This window comes from Pseudomonas sp. B19125 (genome assembly GCF_044218855.1).
Taxonomy (GTDB): domain Bacteria; phylum Pseudomonadota; class Gammaproteobacteria; order Pseudomonadales; family Pseudomonadaceae; genus Aquipseudomonas; species Aquipseudomonas edaphica.
Map to the genome: position 1 here is coordinate 1053111 of NZ_CP162589.1, position 23886 is coordinate 1076996.

The following is a 23886-nucleotide window of genomic DNA, read 5'->3' on the forward strand; positions in this document are numbered from 1 at the left end:
AGATGCGGATCAGTCTAGGCCATGAGCGGGGCACTAGGCCAGACATGTGTCGGGCAGGCGGCAAGCGCTATCGGTATAACGCGGAGCAACTGTGGGGGCGGGCTTACTCGCGAATGCAGTGTGTCAGTCACTGAATGTGTCACTGATGCACCGCCATCGCGGGCAAGCCCGCTCCCACAGTTGTATCGAGTTACAGCTTATTCCACGGTCGGCGCAGGCTGGATCGCAAGCTGATCAGCCAGGCGCACGAATGCGGCCAGGTCCAGTTGCTCGGGGCGCAGGCCACCGTCGACACCGGCGGCTTCGATCTCGGCGTTGCTCAGCAGCGCCTTGAGCGTGTTGCGTAGGGTCTTGCGGCGTTGGTTGAACGCTTCGCGTACCACGCGCTCCAGCAACTTGTGGTCCTTGGCCGGATGCGGCAGCACCGCGTGCGGCACCAGGCGCACGATGGCCGAGTCGACCTTCGGCGGCGGGTTGAAGGCGCCAGGGCCGACGTTGAACAGGTGCTCTACGCGGCAATGGTACTGAACCATGATCGACAGACGGCCCCAATCACCACCGCCTGGGCCTGCGGCCAAACGCTCAACCACTTCTTTTTGCAGCATGAAGTGCATGTCGCGGATGATCCCGGCATTGTTCAGCAGGTGAAAAATCAGCGGCGTAGAGATGTTGTACGGCAGGTTGCCGACCACCCGCAGGCTGTTGGGCGCGGCGTTGAGGCTGTTGAAGTCAAACTTCAGCGCATCGCCCTGGTGCAGGTTGAAGTTGGGCATACCGGCGAACTGCTGGTTGAGGATCGGGATCAGGTCCTTGTCCAACTCCACCACGTCCAACTGGCCGCCACTGTTGAGCAGGCCTTGGGTCAATGCGCCCTGGCCCGGGCCGATTTCCAGCAAGCGGTCTTCTGGCTTGGCATGGATGGAACGCAGAATTCGGTCGATCACGCCAGCGTCGTGCAGGAAGTTTTGCCCGAAGCGCTTGCGCGCCCGGTGTTGGTAATGCTCAGTCATATACGGGTCTCGGCCATCTGATAGGCGGTTTCCAGGGCCACGTGCAGGCTGCCGGTATCGATCTTGCCGCTGCCCGCCAGGTCCAGGGCAGTGCCATGGTCGACGGAGGTGCGGATGATCGGCAGGCCCAGTGTCACGTTGACTGCGGCGCCGAAGCCTTTGTACTTCAGCACGGGCAGCCCCTGGTCATGGTACATCGCCAGCACTGCGTCGCAGTGCTCCAGATATTTGGGGGTAAACAGAGTGTCTGCAGGCAATGGGCCGCGCAGGTCCATGCCTTCTTGGCGCAGACGCTCTAATGTCGGTTCAATGATGTCGATTTCTTCATGGCCCAAATGACCGCCTTCACCGGCATGCGGATTGAGCCCACAAACCAGGATGCGTGGTTGGGCAATGCCGAATTTCTGTTGCAGGTCGGCGTGCAGGATGCGTGTAACGCGCTCCACGCGCTCGGCAGTGATAGCGTCGGCGATATCGCGCAACGGCAAGTGCGTGGTCACCAGCGCTACCCGAAGGCCGCGAGTGGCCAGCATCATCACCACTTGTCCGGTATGGGTCAGTTCGGCGAGGAATTCGGTATGGCCGGAAAAGGCAATGCCGGACTCGTTGATCACGCCCTTGTGCACCGGGGCGGTGATCATACCGGCGAAGTCGCCGTCGATGCAGCCTTGGCCTGCGCGTGTCAGGGTTTCCAGCACAAACGCGGCATTGGCCTTGTTCAGTCGCCCGGCAACCACCTTGGCTGCCAGCGGGGTGTCCCACACATACAGGCTGCCGGCCGGGGCGGGCAGGTCGGGCCAGTTGCCCGGCGCCACGTCCAGCAAGGTGACAGCCACACCCAGCTGCGCGGCCCGCTCAAGGAGCAGGTCGCGACTGGTAATGGCAATCAGGGGGTGTGGCTGAGGGTGCGAGGCGAGCAGCAGACACAGGTCTGGACCAATGCCGGCCGGCTCGCCGGGTGTTACCGCGAAACGCTGGGGTTTCACTGTGCTGCCTGGTCGGTGCCTGTTTGCTCGGCGCCTGGCAGCTTGTTCTCTACGTAGGCTTCGTCACGGATCTGACGCAACCAGGTTTGCAGCTCTTCGTCGTACTTGCGGTTACGCAGCACGGTCAGGGCTTGTTGTTCGCGGGCCTGGGTGGTGTTGTCGGTGGCGCGGCGGCCAAGGACTTCCAGGACGTGCCAGCCATATTGGGTCTTGAACGGCTTGGACAGAACGCCTTGCGGGGTCTTGGCCATGACGTCCTGGAACTCCGGCACCAGCGCTTTCGGGTCGATCCAGTTCAGGTCGCCACCGTTGAGGGCGGAACCCGGGTCTTCCGAGAAGCTCTTGGCCAGGGTGGCGAAGTCTTCACCGCCTTCGATGCGGTCATAGATCTTCTGGGCCAGCTCCTTGGTTTGCGCCTCGGTACGGATTTCGCTTGGTTTGACCAGGATGTGACGAACATGCACTTCGTCTTTCAGCGAGGTCTCGCCGCCGCGTTTGCCGAGCAACTTGAGGATGATGAAGCCGCCTGGCGTACGCGCTGGCTGGGTGATTTCACCCACATTCATGGCGCTCAGCTCACGGTCGAACGGAGGTGGCAATTGCGCGGCTTTACGCCAGCCCATGTCACCGCCGTCCAGGGCGTTGTCGCTGCCGGACATGGCGATGGCCGTCTGGGCAAAGTCAGCACCGGCTTTCAGGCGATCATAGATAGCCTGGGTTTTCGCCGCAGCGGCATTGAGCTGCTCGGAGCTGGCGCTGTCTGGGGTTGGAACCAGGATATTGGCCAGGTGCAGTTCTTCGGAGAGCTGCATCTTGCCGAGGTCCGAGGCCAGGAAGTTCTTCACTTCCTGCTCAGACACCTGAACGCGCTCCGCTACACGGCGCTGACGCACACGGCTGATGATCATTTCACGCTTGATCTGGTCACGGGCGTCTTCATAAGACAAACCATCGTGGGCCAGGGCAGCCTTGAACTGGTCAATGCTCATGTTATTGCGCTGAGCGATGGTGCCGACGGCCTGGTTCAGTTCTTCGTCCGAAATACGGATGCCGGAGCGCTCGCCGATCTGCAGTTGCAGGTTTTCGACGATCAGGCGCTCAAGTACCTGTGGGTCCAGCACGCTGGTAGGCGGTACGCCGCCGCCACGCTTGGCGATGGTTTGCTGAACTTCCTTGACCCGTTGGTCGAGTTGGCTCTGCATGATCACGTCGTTATCGACGATGGCCACTACCTTGTCCAGCTGTTGAACCGCAGCGTGTGCCGATGCGGCCCCCAGGAACAGCGCGCCCAGCACTAGTGGGCGCAAGCAATCAGAAAGCTTGGTCTTCACGTTCACGATAACCTTCAATGCCTTTGTCGAGGAAGCTCTCTACCTTGGCGCCGGTCAGGCCGCCGAGTCCTTTGAGGACGATCTGGAAGAAGAGCCCGTGGTCACCCTTTTCGTTAAGCGGGGCGATCTGGCTGTATTCGTCGTTGGAAACCCAGTAACGGTTGATGACGCGCAGTTTCCAGCAGCAGTTGTCGTACTCGAAACCACCGAAGGCTTCCAGGGTACGGTTGCGGGCATAGTCATACTGCCAGCGGGTGATCAGGTTCCACTGCGGAATGATCGGCCACATCATCGAGAAGTCGTGTTGCTGGATTTTGTAGTAATCCTTGATGAAGTTAGGTTGGCCTTCGGTACCGTAGTCACCACCAAACTGCCATTTGCCAGTCAGTTGGTTGTAGACCACCTGGTCGTTACGATAGCGATAGCCAACGTTGATGATTTTGTTTGGGTTGTCTTCCGGCTGGTAGTGGAGCATCGCGCTGCCGGAGCGAGGGGTGTGCTCCTCGGTGTCCCAGTTGTAGTCAGCGGTGGCTCGCCAGTCGCGGTTGAAGCGGAACTCGTATTCCAAGGCAACAGGCGACACGTCAGACTGTGCGTCGGCACGGTCGGCAGCCAGGATGCCCGGCAACTGAACTTCACGATCCTTGAAGTACACCGCCTGGCCGATGGACGCGCGCTGACGTTCGAAGCCATTCTCCTCGATCCAGCGACTGGTCAAGCCCAGGGACAGTTTGTTCTCGTCGCCGATCCTGTCGGTGCCGCTGAAGCGGTTGTCGCGGAATAGAGAGGCATAGCTGAACGAGTATTCGCTGGTGTCGAATACCGGAATATCGCTCTGGTCCTTATTCGGGACATAAAGGTAATAGGCGCGCGGTTCCAGGGTTTGGCGATAGTCTTTGCCGAACCAGTTGGTATTGCGGTCGAAGTACAGGCCGCTGTCGATGCTGGCGATTGGAATCGCGCGGTCCTGGGAACTTTTGAAATTGCCACCGGCGTATTGAGTGCCCGCTGCTGCCGCTGCCGCCTGTTGCGCGACGATGTCGTTCTTGCCCTTGGCATCAAGATCAAGATCGTACTTGGTGTATACGTACTTGAGCTTCGGTGTAATGAAGCCGTAGGTCCAGTTCATCGGGTATTCGACGGCCGGAGCGACGTTCAGGCGAGTGCCGTTGGCGCGGGTTAAGCCGGTTACGTATTCGTCAAGGCGTTTCTCACCTAAAGTGCCGTCTGCATTAATTGGGCCGCCATTCTCATCAAGAACGTTGCCGCTCCGGAGATCCCGGTCAAACCGAACAGCCTCAGTCTCATAAGTAAAGTTCACACCGCCTGGATGGAACGGCAGCGTGCCGTTGAAGGTGATCTGCGGCAGCCGGTTATACGGGGTGATTTGTGAAATCGTTGCCAACTGGTAGGCCTGCAGGTTCAGGCGAGCCTGATAGCTGTCACCGCGATAGGTTACGGAGCCTTGCTGGTTAACGTAGTCCTGAGTCTGGATACCTTCCTGATAGGATTTCAGGTCTTGGTAGTAGAACGGATCGCTGATCTTGGTGTAGTCAACCTGGGTCGACAGGCGTGAGTCCAGCCCGCCCTTATGCTGCCAATTGAGCATATACCGAGTTTTTTCGTAATCGGTCTGCTTTTTCCGCTCGTCGCTGTCGTCATTCAAGTACGCGCCACCGAACTGGCCCTCGCTGGATTTGGTGAGGTAGCGGAATTCGCCTTCCATCAACAAACCGCGCTTGGTCATGTATTGCGGGTACAACGTGGCGTCGTAGTTTGGCGCCAGGTTGAAGTAGTACGGCGTGACCAGTGTGAAGCCGGTTTCGCTGCCGGTGCTGAAGCTTGGCGGCAGGAAGCCGGATTGACGACGGTCGTCGATCGGGAAGTAGATGTACGGGGTGTAGAGGATCGGGATGTTCTTGATCCGCAACGTCGCGTTGGTGGCCGTACCGAAACCGGTGGCCGGGTTCAACGTGATGTTGTTGCCCTTGAGCTGCCAGGCGTTGCTGTCCGGCTCGCAGGTGGTGTACGTACCGTCCTTGAGACGGATGATCGCGTTTTCGGCACGCTTGGCGTACAGGGCGTTACCGCGAATGCGCGACTTGTGCAGCACGTATTCGGCATTGTCGATCTGGGCCGCGCCGGTATCGAGCTGGACCTCGGCGTGGTCGCCGACGATCAGGGCGCCGTTGTCGCGCAGACGCACATCGCCGTTCAGCTCGCCACGGTTCTCGGCCTGGTACAGGCTGGCTTCCTGAGCCTCCATCTGCATGCTGCCCTGGCGCATGACGACGTCACCGGCCAGGGTCGCAACCTGCTGTTCCTGCTCGTAACGAGACACCTTGGCACCGATGAAGGTCGGCGAATCGCTTTTGTCCGTCTTGTCGTTCATGCCAGGACGGGTCGGCTCGATGTACGCGCCGGAGCAATACGGGCCGGTCTCAGCCAGTTGGGCTGCGGTCAGCTTGTCGCGAGGCACCCAGTCCAAGTGGCTGTAGTCGGCACTGCGCGAACGCAGGCCACGGCCCTTGGACTCGGTGACCAGGGTGGTCTTCGGCTCGGCCGCAGCGGTGCCGCCAGCATCGGCTTGCGCCGTGCTGCCAGCGGCGCTGACGGCTGCACCGTCGTGCACCGGGCGCGGTGGTAACGGGGCTGCGGCGGTCTTCGGCGCGCAATCCCAGGCACCCGAAGCAGAGACTGAGCAGTCATACTGTTCCGCGGCGACCACGAATGAGGTGGCGAAAGGTTGCATGGCCAGCAGACTGCCGGTTACCAGCAACGGAAATTTTCTACGAAACGCGGGGGATTTCAATGCCATCTTATTAGTCCGGGCTTCCTGCGTGCCATCTGCCCGCGGTTTGGGCCGCACGCCTCTCGATGGTCTGAAAAAGATGCGTGATAATAAAGCATGACCCGCTTGACGGCTAGCGCCGTCGGAGACCCTTGTAATGCCCGAGCAAGATCTACGTTTACAACAGCTGAAAGTTTGGCTGGATGAGCAGTTGCCGATCCTTTTCAACGCTCAGGACTGGGGTGTCGTACCTCCGGCCACATTGACCGCGGCCAGCAGCGACGCGAGTTTCAGGCGTTATTTCCGGTGGGAGGGCGGCGGTCGCACGTTCGTCGTCATGGACGCTCCACCGCCCCAGGAAAACTGCAAACCTTTCGTCGATATCGCTGATTTACTCGCGAAATCGGGAATAAATGTGCCAAAAATTTATGCAGAAGATTTGCCGCGCGGCTTTCTTTTGCTCAATGACCTGGGCAGAAAAACCTATCTGGACGTGATTGACGCGCAAAACGCCGATCAATTGTTTGCCGATGCCATCGACGCGTTGCTGGCTTTTCAGCAATTGCCGATGGACGCGCCGCTGCCCAGCTATGACGTGGCCTTGTTGCGCCGTGAGCTGGAATTGTTTCCGGAGTGGTACGTGCGCCGGCATTTGGGTATCGAATTCGACACCCGGCAGCAGGCCTTATGGCAACGCGTCAGCGATCACCTGATCGACAGTGCCCTGGCCCAGCCCAAAGTGCTGGTGCATCGCGACTATATGCCGCGCAACCTGATGATCAGCGCGCCGAACCCCGGCGTGCTGGACTTCCAGGACGCGGTCTACGGCCCGGTCACCTATGACATCACCTGCCTGTTCAAGGATGCGTTTCTCAGCTGGCCCAAGGCGCGTGTGCAGGCGTGGCAACGCGGCTACTGGGAACGTGCTGGCGCTTTGGGCATCCCGGTGCAGGCGGATTTCAACGAGTTCCTGCGGGCCAGTGACCTGATGGGCGTGCAGCGTCACCTCAAGGTCATCGGCATTTTTGCACGCATCTGCCATCGCGATGGCAAGCCACGCTACCTGGCCGATGTGCCGCGTTTCTTTGCTTATATAGAAGCGGTACTGGCCGACCGGCCGGAGCTGGACGAGTTGGGCGAGCTGCTCGCCAGCCTGCGTGAACCAACCGAGGCGCGCGTATGAAGGCGATGATCCTGGCAGCAGGCAAAGGTGAGCGGATGCGCCCGCTCACGTTGCACACGCCCAAACCACTGGTGCAGGCGGGTGGCAAGCGTTTGATCGAGTATCACCTTGAAGCGCTGGCCAAGGCCGGCTTCACCGATATCGTGATCAACCATGCCTGGCTCGGCCAGCAGATTGAAAGCTACCTGGGTGATGGTGCGCAGTTTGGCTTGCGCATTCAGTACTCGCCCGAGGGCGAGCCGCTGGAAACCGGTGGCGGAATTTTCCAGGCGCTGCCGTTGTTGGGCGACGAGCCTTTTCTGGTGGTCAATGGTGATATCTGGACCGACTACGACTTCAATCTCCTCAAGCAACCGCTCAAGGGCCTGGCTCACCTGGTGATGGTCGATAACCCGGCGCATCACCCTTCTGGCGGCGATTTCTACCTGGACGAAGGTCTGCTTCATGATGCCGCGCCCGGTGCCGATAACCTGACCTTCAGTGGCATTTCAGTTCTCGACCCGAAGTTGTTCGCGGGTTGCAGCGCCGGTGCCTTCAAACTGGCGCCGCTGTTGCGGCAGGCCATGGCCAAAGGTCTGGTAACGGGAGAGCACATGACAGGACGCTGGATTGATGTCGGCACGCTGGAGCGTCTGGCGCAGGTTGAAACCCTGCTGACTGCGGGGCAATAAGATGTTGTGGCCAGGGACACTGATCGGTGCCGGGGCTGGCTTTGCCATTGCCAGTATTCCGGGGGCCTTGTTGGGCGCATTGCTGGGGCAGGCACTGGATCGCCGCCTGCAGTTGCACAGCTGGGCGCAATTGCGCGAGCGCCTGGGCGGGCGCCCGGCGTTGCGCAACGACGAATTGCTGTTTGTTTTGTTGGGGCGCCTGGCCAAGAGTAATGGCCGGGTGGTGGATGGGCATATTCAGCAGGCGCGCCAGGAGATGCGCTCGCTGGACATGAGCGAGCCGGCCCAGCGCCGGGCGATTACCGCGTTCAATCGTGGCAAGTCGGGATCCGACCGAGTGCGCAATTACCTGCGCGTACTCAAAGCCCAACCCCATGCGGCAGAAGGTGTATTGCGTGCATGCTGGCGCATGGCCTGGGCGGACGGCAGGGCCGATGACGCCGAGCGCGACCTGATTGACCTATGGGGCAAGTGGCTGGGGTGGACGCCGCAACAGCTGCAGGCGCTGGCGTCTGATTACGCCCCCGAACGCAAGCCATTGGCCAGTCGTGGCGGGGCGTATCAGGAGGCGTTGCGGATTCTGGGGGTGACGTCCACCAGCGAACCGGCGGCGATCAAACGTGCCTATCGCCGACTGCTCAGCCGCCATCACCCGGACAAGATCGCCGGCAGTGGCGCGAGCCTGGCGCAAGTGCGTGAGGCCACCGAGCGCACCCGCGAGCTGCACAATGCTTATGCGTTGATTCGCGAACGGCGGGATTTCAGGTAGCCACCACCATTTGGAAGTGACAACCCAATCAGTGTGGGAGCTGGCTTGCCAGGCTGGATTAGTTGGAGGTCGGCTCCGGGCTCAACCACCCGCGAACCCGCCGATACAGCTGCTCTTGCTCAGCCGCACTGTTGCCCGGCAAGGTCTTGAGTGACACCTGTTTATAGCTGTCATTCTTCGCCCGCTTGGCGGCCTGCATGCGTTCCCGGGCGTTTTTGCGCTCTTGGGCGCCGTCCTGGTAATACACATCCGCCGTCGGCACCTTCAGCGCCGGTGCCAGTTTTTGCAGGTCCGGCTGCCTGGCCGCTGGCGTCTTGCCATCCACCATCACCAACTTCTGCACTTGGGACGGCTGTTTCTCGCTCAGGTAGCGCGCAGCCCACCAGGCGCCGGTGCCGTGGCCGAGCAGTACCACACTGCGGGCGCTCTGGGTTTGGGCAAAGGCAACGGCGGCGTCAATGCGATCAAAGATGCGCTTGGCGTCGGTCTTGTCTTGTTCATCAGCACCAGGCACCACCGCCGGGTCAGTGCCTTCGGCTTCGGCGCTGGCGGCTTGTTCGATCGGTTTGGCGGCCGTGCTGCCGTCTTTGCTGCTGGTGTCGACGGCGGCTTTAGGTGGCTCCATGACCCGTGGCGGCAAGGTGTCGAGGTTCACATCCGGCAGCGACAGACTGAGGGTGCCCCAATTGGCATCGGGCAGCTTGCGCCGTAAGGGCGCGATTGCTTGCGGCCAGTCAGCACTTTCCCCTGCGCCCGGTACGATAATCACCACCCCTTCGGGCTCGGCGCTGTTGGCAGGTTTCCACAGCGCCAGGAATGAGTCGGTGCCGGCCTGCAACTGTTGTTGTTCCTGGCGTGGAAGTTGTCGCTCAAGGGCGTTGGCTTCTTCCTGGCTGCGCTCGGGCAGGGCTTGGCGTTCAGCCGGTTTTTCGGCGGTGGGCGCAGGCGCGTCGGCGGCGTGAACAGAAAAGGCGCTGGTAAATAGCAGCGATAGGCACAATGCTGGCAGTGCCGAACGGTGGGTAAAGGGCATCGTTAATTCCCGGCCAGAAGTGATTCCAGCAGCCTAATGGGTTGGTCAGTGTTTGTCAGTGATGTGAGACGTGGATCATGGGTTTTCGCTGTCTGCTGGTTATCGGCTGTGTGTGCTTTGCCTTGATGGCGAATGCCGCGCCTGCGCCTATCGCGCCGCAGGCGCAGCTCAATGCTCAGCAGCGTGAATGGCTGGCGCAGCACCCGCAGTTGCGCGTGGGCCTGGTATTGCAGGCACCGTACGCCCAATACGATCGGCGCCTGCAGCGCCTGTCCGGGGCGAATGTCGAATTGATGCAATGGCTGGCCAAAGCGCTGAATATCGACCTGACCTGGCGCAATTTCCCCAGCCAGGAGCAATTGGAAGCCGCCGTGCGCGATGGCGAGGTGGATATCGCCCCGGGCCTGCAGCAAACCCCGGCGGGCTTGCGTCTGTGGTTATTCAGCGACCCTTACATGCGCGTGCCTCAGCATATCGTCGGCATTCGCGAGGGCGGCGGCGCGGTGGAGCTGGAAAAGCTTGACGAGCTGTCCCGCGTCGCCGTGCGCATGCCCAGCGCTGTCGCCGATTACCTGCGCAGCAATTATCCCAACCTCAACCTGCAAGGCGTCCCTTTGGAGCGTCAGGCCTTGCAATTGTTGGTGAGCCAGCAGGCGCGTTATGCCGTGGTGGATGAGGCGCAATTGAGCCGATTGTCCGGCGAGGCGGAGTTTGCCGGGCTGGCGGTGGTTGGCGATATCGGCCTGCCGCAATTGCTGCGTGTGGCCACGCGCCGTGAGTGGCCGGAGCTGGCGAGCATCATGCAAAGTGCCTTGCGCGCGATACCCGCCCGCGACCTCGACCAATTGCACAGCCGCTGGCTGCAACCCAAATACCCACGGCTGACGGAATCGCCGGGCCTGTGGCAAAACCTCAGCCTGCTCTTGGCGATGTTCCTGCTCGCCAGCCTCGCCGTGGTGGTTTGGCAGCGCCGCCACCAGCGAGTGCTGGAACACAGCTTACTGGCCGCCCGAGAAGAAAGCGCCGCGCGTGCGGCGGGTGCCGAAGCGTTGCGGCTGACGCAGTTCTCCATCGATCAAAGTACGGTCGGCATTCTTTGGGTCAATTGGGACAGCCATGTGCGTTACGCCAACCGCGCCGCCGAAACCATGCTGGGCTACGCCGCGGGCGCGCTGATCGAGCGACCGCTGATCGATTTTGACCCGACCTTGAACATGGACCGCTGGCTCGACGTATGGAAGCGTGCGCGTGCCAGCGAAGAAGGCCCGCAGACCTTCGCCGCCGATTGCGTGCGCGCTGACGGCAGCATCCTGCCGGCGGATGTGTCGTTGAGCTTCCTGCGCTTTGCCGAGGGCGAATACCTGGTGGTTTATCTCAACGACGTCACCGAGCGCCGTCGTTACGTGGCCGCCTTGCAGCAAAGCGAAACACAGCTGCGCGAGCTTTCTGCCCACCTCGAAACCGTGCGCGAAGAGGAAAAGGCGCGTATCGCCCGTGAAGTGCATGACGAGTTGGGTCAAATGCTCACGGTGCTCAAGCTGGAGACCTCGATGTGCGAGCTGGCCTATGCGCAATTGGACCCGGGCTTGACCGAGCGCCTGAACAGCATGAAACGCCTGATCGCCCAGCTGTTCCAGCTTGTCCGGGATGTGGCGACCGCGCTACGCCCGCCGATTCTCGACGCTGGCATCGCCTCGGCGATTGAATGGCAAGCCCGCCGCTTCGAAGCGCGCACGCACATTCCCTGTCTGGTACAAGTCCCGGATAACCTGCCGGCCCTCAGCGATGCCAAGGCAATTGGCCTGTTCCGCATCCTGCAGGAGGCGCTGACCAATGTGATGCGTCATGCCCAGGCGCATACTGTTGAACTGACCCTGACAGTGGAAAACGCCGACTTGCGGCTGACCATCAGCGATGACGGCGTCGGTTTCGTCGAGAACCCCGGCCGCCCGGTATCCTTTGGCGTAGTCGGCATGCGTGAGCGGGTGCTGATGATGGGCGGGCAATTGAGCCTGCACAGCGAACTGGGGGAGGGCACCACCTTGAGTGTCACGGTGCCGTTGGATGCATAACGATAGGAGCAAGCCCCTGTGATTCGCGTATTGGTAGCCGAAGACCACACCATTGTTCGTGAAGGCATCAAGCAATTGATTGGCCTGGCCAAAGACCTGCTGGTGGTCGGCGAGGCCAGCAATGGCGAGCAGTTGCTGGAGACCTTGCGCCATATCGCCTGTGAGGTGGTGTTGCTGGATATCTCGATGCCGGGCGTAAATGGCCTGGAAGCGATTGCGCGCATCCGTGCATTGAGTAACCCGCCCGCGATTCTGGTGCTGTCGATGCACGATGAAGCGCAAATGGCTGCCCGCGCCCTGAAAGTCGGGGCGGCGGGGTATGCCACCAAGGACAGTGACCCGGCGCTGTTGCTGACGGCGATTCGCAAGGTGGCGGCGGGCGGGCGTTACATCGACCCGGACCTGGCGGACCGCATGGTCTTTGAGGTCGGCCTCACCGATACGCGGCCGTTGCACTCGTTACTGTCGGAGCGCGAGTTCTCAGTGTTCGAGCGCCTGGCCCAGGGCGCCAACGTCAATGATATCGCCCAGCAACTGGCGCTGAGCAGCAAGACCATCAGCACCCACAAGGCGCGGTTGATGCAAAAGCTCCATATCACCTCCCTGGCCGAACTGGTGAAGTACGCCATGGAACACAAACTCTTGTAACCCCCTCGATCGTTCCCACGCTCCGCGTGGTAACACCTCTTATGACGCTCTGCGTCACGCTTTAGGACGCAGAGCGTCCTGGGCTGCATTCCCACGCGGAGCGAGGGAACGATCAAGCCGGGCTCCTCCAGGTGCGCGTATCTGTTTACGACATAGGCTTTGCCGGCAGACGCTGACGATTGCCGCCGCACTGTTCTCTGCCCGCCATCCGTGTAGGGCAATCCCTACCCCCAATCTTCCATCCTGCTGATGTGATTCTCTCCTCGTCCCCGATTTCCGGGGGCTCGCGCCTGGACTACGCTTTGTGCCACAGCAGTCCAAAACAAAAGGTGCGGGTATGAGCGAGGTGGATTCAAATGATGTGCTGGTCAGCTTTCGTGGCGTGCAGAAGAGCTACGACGGCGAGAACCTGATCGTCAAAGACCTCAACCTGGAAATTCGCAAGGGCGAGTTCCTCACCCTGCTCGGGCCGTCCGGTTCGGGCAAGACCACCAGCCTGATGATGCTCGCCGGTTTCGAGACGCCGACCGCCGGGGAAATCCTGCTCGCCGGGCGCGCTATCAACAACGTGCCGCCGCACAAGCGCGACATCGGCATGGTGTTCCAGAACTACGCGCTGTTCCCGCACATGACGGTGGCAGAGAACCTGGCCTTCCCGTTGTCGGTGCGCGGCTTGAGCAAGACCGATATCAGCGAGCGGGTCAAACGGGTGCTGAGCATGGTCCAGCTGGATGCCTTCGCCCAGCGTTACCCGGCGCAACTCTCCGGCGGTCAGCAACAGCGCGTGGCCTTGGCCCGCGCGCTGGTGTTCGAACCGCAGCTGGTGTTGATGGACGAACCCCTCGGCGCCCTCGATAAACAACTGCGCGAACACATGCAGATGGAGATCAAGCACCTGCACCAGCGCCTCGGCGTGACCGTGGTGTACGTGACCCACGACCAGGGCGAAGCCTTGACCATGTCCGACCGCGTGGCGGTGTTCCACCAGGGCGAGATCCAGCAGATCGCCGCGCCGCGCACGTTGTACGAAGAGCCAAAAAACACGTTCGTCGCCAACTTCATCGGTGAGAACAACCGACTCAATGGCCGCTTGCACAGCCACACCGGCGAACGCTGTGTGGTGGAGTTGGCGCGCGGTGAAAAGGTTGAGGCGCTGGCAGTGAATGTCGGCCAGCTCGGCGGCCCGGTGACCCTGTCAGTACGCCCGGAGCGCGTCAGCCTCAACGGCTCCAGTGAATCCTGCGTCAACCGCTTCTCTGGGCGGGTGGCGGAATTTATCTACCTGGGCGACCACGTGCGTGTGCGCCTGGAAGTCTGCGGCAAGGCCGATTTTTTTGTGAAACAACCGATCGCTGAGCTGGACCCAGCGCTTGCGGTCGGCGACGTGGTACCGATTGGCTGGCAAGTCGAGCACGTTCGCGCACTCGACCCACTTCTAGAGGCGAATTAATCGCCCCATGGCTTCACCAACCCTGCACGTGGAGAGAACAACAATGTTGAGATCCCTTAAATATTCCGCCTTGGCCATCGGTTTGATGGGCGCGACACAGGCCATGGCAGGCCCGGACCTGACGGTCGTATCCTTCGGCGGCGCGAACAAGGCGGCTCAGGTCAAAGCCTTTTACGCACCGTGGGAAAGCGCGGGTAATGGCAAGATCGTCGCCGGTGAGTACAACGGTGAAATGGCCAAGGTCAAAGCCATGGTCGATACCAAGAGCGTGTCATGGGACTTGGTGGAAGTGGAGTCGCCGGAACTGTCCCGTGGCTGTGACGAAGACATGTTCGAACCGCTCGACCCGAAACTGTTCGGCAATAGCGCCGATTACGTGAAAGGCGCGATTCAGCCCTGCGGCGTGGGCTTCTTTGTGTGGTCCACCGTGCTGGCGTACAACGCCGACAAGCTGACCACTGCACCGACCAGTTGGGCGGATTTTTGGGATACCAAGAAGTTCCCAGGCAAGCGCGGCCTGCGCAAAGGCGCCAAGTACACCCTGGAATTCGCCTTGATGGCGGACGGCGTGGCCCCCAAAGACGTGTACAAAGTGCTGGCTGGCAAAGACGGCCAGGATCGCGCGTTCAAGAAACTCGACGAACTCAAACCGTCGATCCAGTGGTGGGAAGCCGGCGCACAACCGCCGCAGTACCTGGCCTCGGGTGATGTGGTCATGAGCTCGGCCTACAACGGCCGCATCGCTGCCGTGCAAAAAGAAAGCAACCTGAAAGTGGTGTGGAACGGCGGCATCTACGACTTTGACGCCTGGGCCATCCCTAAAGGCCTGGCCAAGGACCGTGCCGAAGCGGCGAAGAAATTCATCGCCTTCTCGGTGCAGCCGCAACAGCAGAAGACCTACTCGGAAAACATCGCCTACGGCCCGGCCAATACCCAGGCTGTACCGTTGCTGGCCAAGGATGTGCTGAAAGACATGCCGACCACCCCGGAAAACATCGCCAACCAGGTGCAGATCGATGTGAGCTTCTGGGCGGATAACGGCGAGCAGCTCGAGCAGCGCTTCAATTCCTGGGCGGCGAAGTAACACCGCATATTCCTCTGTGAAAGCAGGCTGGTGTGGGAGCAGGCAAGCCAGCTCCCACAAAAAAGCACCGCTCACAGGGAACTCTTAGAAGATTTCCGGAGTTTGCCATGGTTATCGCCATTCCCAGCCCCACCCTCAAGCAGCGCCTGGCGCGTGCCGAGCGGCTCAACCGCTGGAAGGCCCAGGCCTTGATTGCGCCGCTGGTGCTGTTTTTGCTGCTGGTGTTCCTGGTGCCGATTGTTGCGCTGCTTTACAAAAGCGTCGGCAACCCGGAAGTGGTGGGCGGTTTGCCGCGTACCGTGGTAGCGGTCAAGACCTGGGACGGTCGCGGCCTGCCGGGTGAGCCGGTGTATCAGGCGCTCAGCGAAGACCTGGGTGAAGCGCGTAAAAACCAGACGCTGGGCGACTTGTCCAAACGCTTGAACATGGAACTGGCCGGCTACCGCAGCCTGTTGACCAAAACCGCGCGGGCGCTGCCGTTTACCGAAGCGCCCGCCTCTTATAAGGAAGCGTTGGAAAACCTCGACGAACGCTGGGGCGACCCGGCGTACTGGCAGGCGATCCGGCGTAATACCAGCAGCCTCACGCCGTACTACCTGCTGGCGGCTGTCGATCACCGTATCAATGACCTTGGCGAAGTGGCCCCGGCCACGCCTGACCAGGCCATCTACCTGGACATCTTCGCCCGCACGTTCTGGATGGGCTTGGTAATAACCTTCATCTGCCTGCTGCTGGCCTACCCGTTGGCCTATTTGCTGGCCAACCTGCCGGCACGCAAAAGTAACCTGCTGATGATTCTGGTATTGCTGCCGTTCTGGACCTCAATCCTGGTAAGGGTGGCGGCGTGGATTGTACTGCTGCAGTCCGGTGGGTTGATCAACAGCGCATTGATGGGCATGGGGCTGATCGATAAACCCATGGAGCTGGTGTTTAACCGCACCGGGGTTTACATCTCGATGGTGCACATCCTGTTGCCCTTCATGATTTTGCCGATTTACAGCGTGATGAAAGGCATCTCGCCCACGTATATGCGTGCAGCGATTTCCCTGGGTTGCCACCCGTTTGCCAGTTTCTGGCGTGTGTACTTCCCGCAGACTTATGCCGGTGTCGGCGCCGGTTGCCTGCTGGTGTTTATCCTGGCGATTGGTTACTACATCACCCCGGCGCTGCTCGGCAGCCCGAACGACCAGATGGTCAGCTATTTCGTCGCGTTCTACACCAACACCAGCATCAATTGGGGTATGGCCACGGCGCTGGGCGGCTTGCTGCTGCTGGCGACCGTCGTGCTGTACCTGATCTACAACCGTCTGGTCGGCGCCAGTCGCCTGCGCCTGAGCTGAGGAGAGTTGGCGATGCTGAGCCCTTATATGTCACCCGTGGAGCGGGTGTGGTTCTACAGCTTGCGGATCCTGTGTGGCTTGATCCTGCTGTTCCTGATCTTGCCGGTGCTGGTGATTATCCCGCTGTCGTTCAACAGCGGCAGTTTCCTGGTGTACCCGCTGCAAGGCTTCTCGTTGCACTGGTATCAGGACTTCTTCGCCTCGGCCGAGTGGATGCGTGCATTGAAGAACAGCATCATTGTGGCCCCGGCGGCCACGGTGCTGGCGATGGTGTTCGGTACGCTGGCGGCGATTGGCCTGACGCGCGGCAACTTCCCCGGCAAGGCGTTGGTCATGGCCTTGGTGATTTCGCCGATGGTGGTGCCTGTGGTGATCATTGGCGTGGCCAGCTATCTGTTCTTTGCGCCACTGGGGCTGGGCAACAGCTTCCTCTCGCTGATCGTGGTACATGCCGTGCTGGGTGTGCCGTTTGTGATCATCACCGTGTCGGCGACGTTGCAGGGCTTCAACCACAACCTGGTGCGGGCAGCGGCCAGCCTGGGCGCCTCGCCGCTGACCGCGTTTCGCCGTGTGACCTTGCCGTTGATCGCGCCTGGGGTGATTTCCGGGGCATTGTTTGCCTTCTCGACGTCCTTTGATGAAGTGGTAGTGACGCTGTTTCTCGCCGGCCCCGAGCAAGCGACTTTGCCGCGCCAGATGTTCAGCGGCATCCGCGAAAATTTAAGCCCGACAATCGCTGCAGCGGCAACCTTGCTGATTGCGTTCTCGGTGCTGCTGTTGCTGACCCTTGAGTGGCTGCGAGGCCGCAGCGAGAAACTGCGCACCGCGCAAGTCTAAAGGCCGAAACCGGATCAAATGTGGGAGCTGGCTTGCCTGCGATAGCATCAACTCGGTATGTCAGGAAAACCGAGGCGGTCGCATCGCAGGCAAGCCAGCTCCCACACCGACCGAGCCATTCAGTGCGTGAATGCTGGGCAACCTGAAATACCCGGCTATTCTTGTGCCAGCCCATCATTAATAAGAGGCCGCGCACATGAGTACTTCCTCATTCAAGATCGCCCACAAACTGCTGACCGGCGCTGGCGCCATCGAACAACTGGCCGCCGAGCTCACGCGTCTTGATGTGGATAACCCGTTGATCGTTACCGATGCCGCGCTGGTCAAGTCCGGCACCGTGGCGCTGGCGCTCGAGCACCTGGGCGAGCGCACTTATGAGATTTTCGACCGTGTGCTGCCCGACCCGGAAATCGCCATCGTCGAGGACTGCATGCGCGTGTACCGCGAGGGCGGGCATGACGGCCTGATCGGCGTGGGCGGTGGCAGTGCCATCGACATCGCCAAGAGTGTCGCGGCCTATGCCGGTTACCACGGCGCGCTGGCGGACTTGTTCGGCGTCGACCAGGTGCCGCGCAAAGGCCCGCCGCTGATCGCCATCCCGACCACGGCCGGCACCGGTTCGGAGGTGACCAATGTGGCGATTCTCTCCGACAAGGCCGCACAACTGAAAAAAGGCATCGTAAGCGATTACTTATTGCCGGATGTTGCGCTGATCAGCCCGCAAATGACCCTCACGTGCCCGCGCAGTGTCACCGCCGCCAGTGGCGTGGATGCGCTGGTGCATGCCATCGAGTCCTACCTGTCGCTGAATGCCTCGCCGATCACTGACGCGCTGGCCATCGGCGCGATCAAACTGATTGCCAATGCGCTGCCCAAGGCCTACGCCAACCCTGCCAACCTGCAGGCCCGCGATGATATGGCCACCGCCAGCCTGATGGCCGGCATGGCGTTCGGCAATGCTGGCGTCGGCGCAGTGCATGCCTTGGCGTACCCGCTGGGCGGGCGATTCAATATTGCTCACGGCGTGAGCAATGCGCTGTTGCTGCCCTACGTGATGCACTGGAACAAACTGGCCTGCGTGGAGCGCATGCAGGACATTGCCCAAGCCATGGGCGTGAATACCGCCGGGCTCAGCGTCAACGACGCCGCCGATCAGGCGGTCGAGGCGATGACGCGGCTATGTGCCGCCGTGGAAATCCCGGCAGGGCTGCGCAGCTTTGGTGTGCCGGAAGACGCGATCCCCGCCATGGCGACGGAAGCGGCGGGTATCGAGCGCCTGATGCGCAACAACCCGCGCAAGCTCAGCGCAGCGGATATCGAGAAAATCTACCGGGCGGCTTACTGACCATTGAGTTAGGTCACGGTGTGCTGGGTAAAGCATGAGGTATACAATGCGCGCCATCGTGATTTAGCTCAAAAAGGTGCGTCATGCAGCCCTTCGTTATCGCTCCATCGATTCTCTCCGCCGACTTCGCCCGCCTGGGTGAGGAAGTGGACAAGGTATTGGCCGCCGGTGCCGACTTCGTGCACTTCGATGTCATGGACAACCACTATGTGCCCAACCTGACCATCGGCCCGATGGTCTGCGCGGCACTGCGCAAGTACGGCATTACTGCGCCGATCGATGCGCACCTGATGGTCAGCCCGGTGGATCGCATCGTCGGTGACTTCATCGAGGCCGGCGCCACCTACATTACCTTCCATCCGGAAGCCACGCTGCACGTCGACCGCACCCTGCAACTGATCCGTGAAGGCGGTTGCAAGGCCGGCCTGGTGTTCAACCCGGCCACGCCGTTGAGCGTGCTGGAGTACGTGATGGACAAGGTCGACATGGTCTTGCTGATGAGCGTCAACCCGGGCTTCGGCGGGCAGAAGTTCATCCCCGGCACGCTGAACAAGCTGCGCGAAGCCCGTGCGCTGATCGATGCGTCGGGCCGTGATATCCGCCTGGAAATCGACGGTGGGGTCAACGTCAACAATATTCGCGAAATCGCCGCCGCTGGCGCTGACACCTTTGTGGCTGGCTCGGCGATCTTCAACGCCCCCAACTACCAGGAAGTCATCGACAAGATGCGGGCCGAACTGGCGCTGGCGCGTCCATGAGCGGTTTTGAGCAGTTGTTCCCCGGCAAACTGCCACGACTGGTGATGTTCGATCTGGACGGTACGTTGATCGATTCGGTGCCAGACCTGGCGGCGGCGGTGGACGAGATGCTGCTCAAGCTGGGGCGTAAGCCGGCGGGCATCGAGGCGGTGCGTGAGTGGGTCGGCAACGGCGCGCAGATGCTGGTGCGTCGGGCCTTGGCCAACCATATTGATGCCGAAGGTGTGGATGAGGTTGAGGCCGAGCACGCCCTGGAACTCTTCAATGTTGCCTATGAAAGCAGCCATGAGCTCACCGTGGTTTACCCCGGCGTGCGCGACACGCTCAAGTGGCTGCACAAGCAAGGCGTGGAGATGGCGCTGATCACCAACAAGCCGGAGCGCTTTGTCGCGCCGCTGTTGGACCAGATGAAAATCGGCCGGTATTTCCGCTGGATCATCGGCGGCGACACCTTGCCGCAGAAAAAGCCTGACCCGGCGGCGCTGTTCTTTGTGATGAAAATGGCCAATATTCCGGCCTCGCAATCGTTGTTTGTCGGCGATTCGCGCAGTGATGTGCAAGCCGCCAAAGCCGCTGGCGTGCAGTGTGTGGCGCTGAGCTACGGCTACAACCACGGCCGACCGATCGCCGAGGAGTCGCCGGCGCTGGTCATTGATGATCTGCGACTGCTAATCCCCGGTTGCTTGGGAGCGGGCGCTGAGATAACGTTGCCCGACATCGAATCAACCCCTTCTGGAAATTCCATCGTGGTGGTCACTCGCAAACTCTGGATGAAAGTCATCAAGGCCCTGGCCCGCTGGCGTTGGCGCGCCTGACTGATCCTGGCCGCGTTGCGGCACGTTTGCACACCTGACCGTTTGACCCTCAAGCCACGAGGCACCTCATGATCCGCGAAGAATTCCTGCGTTTGGCCACTGCCGGCTATAACCGTATCCCCATGGCCTGCGAAACCCTGGCTGACTTCGATACGCCGCTGTCGATCTACCTCAAACTGGCCGACAAGCCCAATTCCTACCTGCTTGAATCGGTGCAGGGCGGCGAGAAGTGGGGCCGTTACTCGATCATCGGCCTGCCGTGCCGCACCGTGCTGCGTGTGCATGACCACCATGTGAGCATCACCCATGATGGCGTCGAGATCGAAAGCCATGACGTGGAAGACCCGCTGGCGTTCGTCGAAACCTTCAAGGCGCGCTACAACGTGCCGACCATTCCCGGTCTGCCGCGTTTCAACGGTGGCCTGGTGGGGTATTTCGGCTACGACTGCGTGCGCTACGTAGAAAAACGCCTGGGCAAATGCCCGAACCCGGACCCGCTGGGCGTGCCGGACATTCTGCTGATGGTCTCCGACGCGGTGGTGGTGTTCGACAACCTCGCCGGCAAGATGCACGCGATTGTCCTCGCCGACCCGTCCCAGGCCGATGCCTTCGAGCAAGGCCAGGCTAGCCTTGAGGCATTGCTGGAGAAACTGCGTCAGCCGATCACCCCACGCCGTGGCCTGGACCTCAGCCGTCCGCCGGCCGCCGACCCGATCTTTCGTTCAAGCTTTACCCAGGATGACTACGAGCGCGCGGTCGACACCATCAAGGAATACATCCTTGCCGGTGACTGCATGCAGGTGGTGCCGTCGCAACGCATGTCCATCGACTTCAAGGCGGCGCCAATTGATCTGTACCGCGCGCTGCGGTGCTTCAACCCGACGCCGTATATGTACTTCTTCAACTTCGGCGACTTCCACGTGGTGGGCAGTTCGCCGGAAGTGCTGGTGCGGGTCGAAGACAACCTCATCACCGTGCGCCCGATAGCCGGCACACGCCCGCGTGGCGCGACCGAAGAGGCCGACCTGGCGCTGGAAGAAGACCTGCTGAGTGACGACAAGGAAATTGCCGAACACTTGATGCTGATCGACCTGGGCCGCAACGACACCGGGCGGGTTTCGGAAATCGGTTCGGTGAAGCTCACCGAGAAGATGGTCATCGAGCGGTATTCCAACGTGATGCACATTGTGTCCAACGTCACCGGCGAGCTGAAAGCCGGGTTGACCGCGATGGACGCACTGCGGGCGATTCTGCCGGCGGGCACTTTGTCGGGCGCGCCGAAGATTCGCGCGATGGAGATCATCGACGAACTGGAGCCGGTCAAGCGTGGTGTGTATGGCGGCGCCGTGGGATATTTCGCCTGGAACGGCAATATGGACACCGCGATTGCGATCCGCACCGCCGTGATCAAGGACGGCGAGCTGCATGTGCAGGCGGGTGGCGGGATTGTGGCTGACTCGGTGCCGGCCCTGGAATGGGAAGAAACCCTGAATAAACGCCGCGCGATGTTCCGGGCTGTGGCGTTGGCCGAGCAAACGCCGCAAAGCTAAAGTCAGACATTGGACAACCTGTGGGAGCAGGCAAGCCAGCTCCCACAGTTGTTTTGTGGGGCGTTTAAGATCCGCTTAGAAATCCAGACTCACCCCCACACTGACGCCTTGCTGGGTAAAGCTGTCATCCTTCCTCACGTTATACGCCGCCCGTAGCGCCAGCTCCTGAGTCAGCTTGTGGCTGACGCCCAGACTCAATCGGTCCGAATTGCTGCGCGGCGTGTAGCCGTCCAGCTTGAAGTCGATCCCGGGCACGCTGTTGAGCGAAATCTTTACCTTCTGGGTGTCGTTTTCGAACTCATGCTCGTGGGCCACTTCGCCAAACACTTGGGTTTGCGGCGTAATCCGGTAGCTGCCCTGCAGGCCGACGCCCAGGCGTTTGGAGTCGCGTTGCTGGTCATCGAAGGTCAGCGCGGTGGAGCGGTTGCCCTTTTCCGAATAACCATCGACTTCGACCCGCGAATAGTCCGCGCTGATGAACGGTGACAAATGCCAATCGCTGCCGGCGCCGGCAATGTCATAGCCCAAGCGGCCGCTCAAGGCCCAGAGCCAGCCGTCGGTGTCGCCTTTTTCGGCGCCTTCGCTGACGCCCAGGGCGAACTTGCGCTTGAGGCTGTCGAAGTCCAGCTTGCCGCCGGTCAGCGCCGCATCGGCCCACCAGTGGTTTTGCTGATATTGCGCGAAGGCAGTGCCCATGTAGCTGTTGAGCTTGTAGTCCGAATCGCGGGCGCCGGCTTCGAGTGTCTGGCGATACAAGCCGGCGGCCACGCCGACGCGCCAGTTTTCGTCGAGGCGATAGCTGCCGCCGACGTTCACGTTGTAGCCACTGCCGTCGCCGCTGGCCGAACTGCGTTGATCATCAAAGTCCAAATGCTGGCCACCACCGGCGACAATCGCGCGCCATTGGCCGACGGCCTGCCAGTTGCCATTGTCGGCTTGCCACTGGTTGCGCAGCTCATCCTGATGGGCGCGCAACGTGCCTTGGGCCATCTCCGGCAGCAAGGTCACTTCCCACGGCGCGGCGAGCAGCGAGTAGGCGTAGTCGGCGATCAACTGTTGCCCGGCGATGGTGGGGTGAACCGAGTCGTTATAGATCAGCTTGGTCGGGTCCGGGGTGGCGCCGCCAATGCCATACACCGGGTTGGCGGTGCAGCCGTTGCCGCTGAAGCAGGTGCCGGTGAGGTTTTGCCCGGAGGCCAGGCCAAAGCGCGCAGGGTTGGCGAAGGTTTCATTGAGCAGTAACGGGATGTTCAGCGGGATGACCTGGGCGTCGATCTGCGACAGGCGCTGCACCAGCGCCTGGTTGAAAATGCTGCTCAGGGCCGAGCTGGCGCCTTGCGCGGGCGTGCCGTTGATGGCGGGTGTCAAGCCCAGGTCGGGCAGCATCCACACCATGATGTAGCGCGCGCCGGCCTGTTGCAGGGCTTGGGCGCTGTCGGCCAGGCGCCCGCCGGCGGCCACGGCCTGGCCTGGGCTGAGGACGCGTCCTTGCAGAAAGTCATTGCCGCCACCGGATAGGAAATACAACGCGTTCGGGTCAGCCCGCCCGCCGTTGGCCGGCAGATAACCCTGACGGCTGCGCAGTACGGTGCCACCACCGGCATTGCCGGGCGGGATCGCCGCATTGGAGACCGAGGTGATGGAATCGAGGATATTGTCGGTACGGTAGCCGCCGACCGCCCAGTTATTACCATCCGGCAAACCTTGGGCGGCACGTACCGGCGAGGTGGAGGCGTTCAGGTCGTTGGGTGCCACGCCCAGCTTGCCCCCCAAAAGCGTAGATGACACCAGGCCATAATCGCCCTGGAATGTCGGCCCGGTGCGGTTGGTAAAGCGCAATGTGGCGCCGGCCGAGCCATCGGGGAACTGGCCGGCGTCGGCCAGGCTGTCGCCAAAAACGACCATGGTTGAATAGGGTGACGGGGCTGCAAACGCTTGCGCGCAGGCCAGTGACAGGAGGCAGCCGGCGAGGGGGGCGAAAAACGGTGGTCTGAGCATGCGAAATTCCATTTAGTTGTTTTTGTATCGGACGCGAAACACTAGCAATGTAGTGAGGGTTTTCGTCGAAGAAAACTGTTTTTTCCTGTAAAGACACCGTAGTGATTCCCCCGTATTCGCTGCTCCATATTGCACCGCTGGCGAGGCTACGTTACTGTGCCTGAACGTATGAATGAGACCCTCCCCGTGTTGATCATCAGCAAACTCTTGATGCG

At 61.1% G+C, this 23886-nt stretch carries 19 protein-coding genes; 13 read left to right on the forward strand and 6 right to left on the reverse strand.

Translation table 11 applies throughout. The annotated features are described in order from the left end of the window. Positions 1 to 197: 197 nt before the first annotated feature. The 4 genes from rsmA to AB4P96_RS04735 are packed head-to-tail and all read right to left on the reverse strand — an operon-like array spanning position 198 to position 6145. A complete protein-coding gene (rsmA, locus tag AB4P96_RS04720) occupies positions 198 to 1010 on the reverse strand; it encodes a 16S rRNA (adenine(1518)-N(6)/adenine(1519)-N(6))-dimethyltransferase RsmA (protein ID WP_056857851.1) in 813 nt (270 codons plus the stop codon). Continuing rightward, complete coding sequence (gene pdxA, locus AB4P96_RS04725; RefSeq protein ID WP_017138063.1) at positions 1007 to 1996, reverse strand: 4-hydroxythreonine-4-phosphate dehydrogenase PdxA; 990 nt, start codon at positions 1994 to 1996, stop codon at positions 1007 to 1009. The genes rsmA and pdxA overlap by 4 nt, the downstream gene beginning before the upstream one ends. Next, positions 1993 to 3333 (reverse strand): peptidylprolyl isomerase, encoded by a 1341-nt coding sequence (locus AB4P96_RS04730; protein WP_017138064.1) that lies wholly within the window; start codon positions 3331 to 3333, stop codon positions 1993 to 1995. Before AB4P96_RS04730 ends, pdxA begins: the two co-directional genes overlap by 4 nt. Further along, positions 3308 to 6145: an LPS-assembly protein LptD gene (locus tag AB4P96_RS04735; protein WP_017138065.1), complete on the reverse strand. Its 2838-nt coding sequence runs from the start codon at positions 6143 to 6145 to the stop codon at positions 3308 to 3310. Before AB4P96_RS04735 ends, AB4P96_RS04730 begins: the two co-directional genes overlap by 26 nt. 130 nt (positions 6146 to 6275) lie before the next feature. On the opposite strand from AB4P96_RS04735, the gene AB4P96_RS04740 reads away from it, so the two are divergent. From AB4P96_RS04740 to AB4P96_RS04750, 3 genes are read left to right on the forward strand one after another with little or no spacing between them, the layout of a single operon-like run. Beyond that, positions 6276 to 7301 (forward strand): aminoglycoside phosphotransferase family protein, encoded by a 1026-nt coding sequence (locus AB4P96_RS04740; protein WP_099550422.1) that lies wholly within the window; start codon positions 6276 to 6278, stop codon positions 7299 to 7301. Next, complete coding sequence (gene murU, locus AB4P96_RS04745; RefSeq protein WP_395600551.1) at positions 7298 to 7972, forward strand: N-acetylmuramate alpha-1-phosphate uridylyltransferase MurU; 675 nt, start codon at positions 7298 to 7300, stop codon at positions 7970 to 7972. Before AB4P96_RS04740 ends, murU begins: the two co-directional genes overlap by 4 nt. Before the next feature lies 1 nt (position 7973). Next, positions 7974 to 8741, forward strand: coding sequence for a TerB family tellurite resistance protein (locus AB4P96_RS04750; protein ID WP_169987473.1), 768 nt, complete (start codon positions 7974 to 7976; stop codon positions 8739 to 8741). Between the two features lie 58 nt (positions 8742 to 8799). Here the strand turns inward: AB4P96_RS04750 and AB4P96_RS04755 are convergent, their stop codons facing one another. Further along, positions 8800 to 9774: an alpha/beta hydrolase family protein gene (locus AB4P96_RS04755; protein WP_395600552.1), complete on the reverse strand. Its 975-nt coding sequence runs from the start codon at positions 9772 to 9774 to the stop codon at positions 8800 to 8802. 77 nt (positions 9775 to 9851) lie between these two features. Here AB4P96_RS04755 and AB4P96_RS04760 point away from each other — a divergent pair, with 77 nt between their 5' ends. From AB4P96_RS04760 to trpE, 10 genes are all read left to right on the forward strand, one after another. After that, positions 9852 to 11846, forward strand: coding sequence for a histidine kinase (locus AB4P96_RS04760; RefSeq protein ID WP_138452995.1), 1995 nt, complete (start codon positions 9852 to 9854; stop codon positions 11844 to 11846). A gap of 18 nt (positions 11847 to 11864) precedes the next feature. Then, entirely contained in the window at positions 11865 to 12494 is a 630-nt protein-coding gene (locus AB4P96_RS04765; RefSeq protein ID WP_017138071.1) for a response regulator transcription factor, read from the forward strand. Positions 12495 to 12831: 337 nt separating this feature from the next. Then, positions 12832 to 13944: an ABC transporter ATP-binding protein gene (locus AB4P96_RS04770; RefSeq protein ID WP_017138072.1), complete on the forward strand. Its 1113-nt coding sequence runs from the start codon at positions 12832 to 12834 to the stop codon at positions 13942 to 13944. A 43-nt stretch (positions 13945 to 13987) separates the two neighbouring features. Further along, entirely contained in the window at positions 13988 to 15028 is a 1041-nt protein-coding gene (locus tag AB4P96_RS04775; protein WP_170040778.1) for an ABC transporter substrate-binding protein, read from the forward strand. A gap of 107 nt (positions 15029 to 15135) precedes the next feature. After that, positions 15136 to 16368 (forward strand): ABC transporter permease, encoded by a 1233-nt coding sequence (locus tag AB4P96_RS04780; RefSeq protein WP_017138074.1) that lies wholly within the window; start codon positions 15136 to 15138, stop codon positions 16366 to 16368. Between the two features lie 12 nt (positions 16369 to 16380). Continuing rightward, on the forward strand, positions 16381 to 17205 hold the full coding sequence (locus AB4P96_RS04785) for an ABC transporter permease (protein WP_017138075.1): 825 nt from the start codon (positions 16381 to 16383) through the stop codon (positions 17203 to 17205). A gap of 196 nt (positions 17206 to 17401) precedes the next feature. Next, a complete protein-coding gene (locus AB4P96_RS04790; protein ID WP_017138076.1) occupies positions 17402 to 18550 on the forward strand; it encodes an iron-containing alcohol dehydrogenase in 1149 nt (382 codons plus the stop codon). A gap of 83 nt (positions 18551 to 18633) precedes the next feature. Beyond that, on the forward strand, positions 18634 to 19308 hold the full coding sequence (gene rpe / locus AB4P96_RS04795) for a ribulose-phosphate 3-epimerase (protein WP_017138077.1): 675 nt from the start codon (positions 18634 to 18636) through the stop codon (positions 19306 to 19308). Beyond that, positions 19305 to 20123 carry a phosphoglycolate phosphatase gene (locus AB4P96_RS04800; RefSeq protein WP_017138078.1) on the forward strand — a complete coding sequence of 273 codons (819 nt, stop codon included), beginning with the start codon at positions 19305 to 19307 and terminating at the stop codon, positions 20121 to 20123. The genes rpe and AB4P96_RS04800 overlap by 4 nt, the downstream gene beginning before the upstream one ends. Positions 20124 to 20191: 68 nt before the next feature. After that, positions 20192 to 21673 carry an anthranilate synthase component I gene (gene trpE, locus AB4P96_RS04805; protein WP_017138079.1) on the forward strand — a complete coding sequence of 494 codons (1482 nt, stop codon included), beginning with the start codon at positions 20192 to 20194 and terminating at the stop codon, positions 21671 to 21673. 75 nt (positions 21674 to 21748) lie between these two features. Here the strand turns inward: trpE and estP are convergent, their stop codons facing one another. Then, complete coding sequence (estP, locus tag AB4P96_RS04810) at positions 21749 to 23671, reverse strand: esterase EstP (RefSeq protein ID WP_017138080.1); 1923 nt, start codon at positions 23669 to 23671, stop codon at positions 21749 to 21751. Positions 23672 to 23886 lie beyond the last annotated feature (215 nt).

What these genes read in the sequence shown, in the direction of transcription:
- rsmA (WP_056857851.1), bottom strand. Translation starts at nt 1,010, where the DNA reads ATGACTGAGCATTACCAACACCGGGCGCGCAAGCGCTTCGGGCAAAAC.
- AB4P96_RS04735 (WP_017138065.1), bottom strand. Translation starts at nt 6,145, where the DNA reads ATGGCATTGAAATCCCCCGCGTTTCGTAGAAAATTTCCGTTGCTGGTA.
- AB4P96_RS04740 (WP_099550422.1), top strand. Translation starts at nt 6,276, where the DNA reads ATGCCCGAGCAAGATCTACGTTTACAACAGCTGAAAGTTTGGCTGGAT.
- murU (WP_395600551.1), top strand. Translation starts at nt 7,298, where the DNA reads ATGAAGGCGATGATCCTGGCAGCAGGCAAAGGTGAGCGGATGCGCCCG.
- AB4P96_RS04750 (WP_169987473.1), top strand. Translation starts at nt 7,974, where the DNA reads ATGTTGTGGCCAGGGACACTGATCGGTGCCGGGGCTGGCTTTGCCATT.
- AB4P96_RS04755 (WP_395600552.1), bottom strand. Translation starts at nt 9,774, where the DNA reads ATGCCCTTTACCCACCGTTCGGCACTGCCAGCATTGTGCCTATCGCTG.
- AB4P96_RS04760 (WP_138452995.1), top strand. Translation starts at nt 9,852, where the DNA reads ATGGGTTTTCGCTGTCTGCTGGTTATCGGCTGTGTGTGCTTTGCCTTG.
- AB4P96_RS04770 (WP_017138072.1), top strand. Translation starts at nt 12,832, where the DNA reads ATGAGCGAGGTGGATTCAAATGATGTGCTGGTCAGCTTTCGTGGCGTG.
- AB4P96_RS04775 (WP_170040778.1), top strand. Translation starts at nt 13,988, where the DNA reads ATGTTGAGATCCCTTAAATATTCCGCCTTGGCCATCGGTTTGATGGGC.
- AB4P96_RS04780 (WP_017138074.1), top strand. Translation starts at nt 15,136, where the DNA reads ATGGTTATCGCCATTCCCAGCCCCACCCTCAAGCAGCGCCTGGCGCGT.
- AB4P96_RS04785 (WP_017138075.1), top strand. Translation starts at nt 16,381, where the DNA reads ATGCTGAGCCCTTATATGTCACCCGTGGAGCGGGTGTGGTTCTACAGC.
- AB4P96_RS04790 (WP_017138076.1), top strand. Translation starts at nt 17,402, where the DNA reads ATGAGTACTTCCTCATTCAAGATCGCCCACAAACTGCTGACCGGCGCT.
- rpe (WP_017138077.1), top strand. Translation starts at nt 18,634, where the DNA reads ATGCAGCCCTTCGTTATCGCTCCATCGATTCTCTCCGCCGACTTCGCC.
- AB4P96_RS04800 (WP_017138078.1), top strand. Translation starts at nt 19,305, where the DNA reads ATGAGCGGTTTTGAGCAGTTGTTCCCCGGCAAACTGCCACGACTGGTG.
- trpE (WP_017138079.1), top strand. Translation starts at nt 20,192, where the DNA reads ATGATCCGCGAAGAATTCCTGCGTTTGGCCACTGCCGGCTATAACCGT.
- estP (WP_017138080.1), bottom strand. Translation starts at nt 23,671, where the DNA reads ATGCTCAGACCACCGTTTTTCGCCCCCCTCGCCGGCTGCCTCCTGTCA.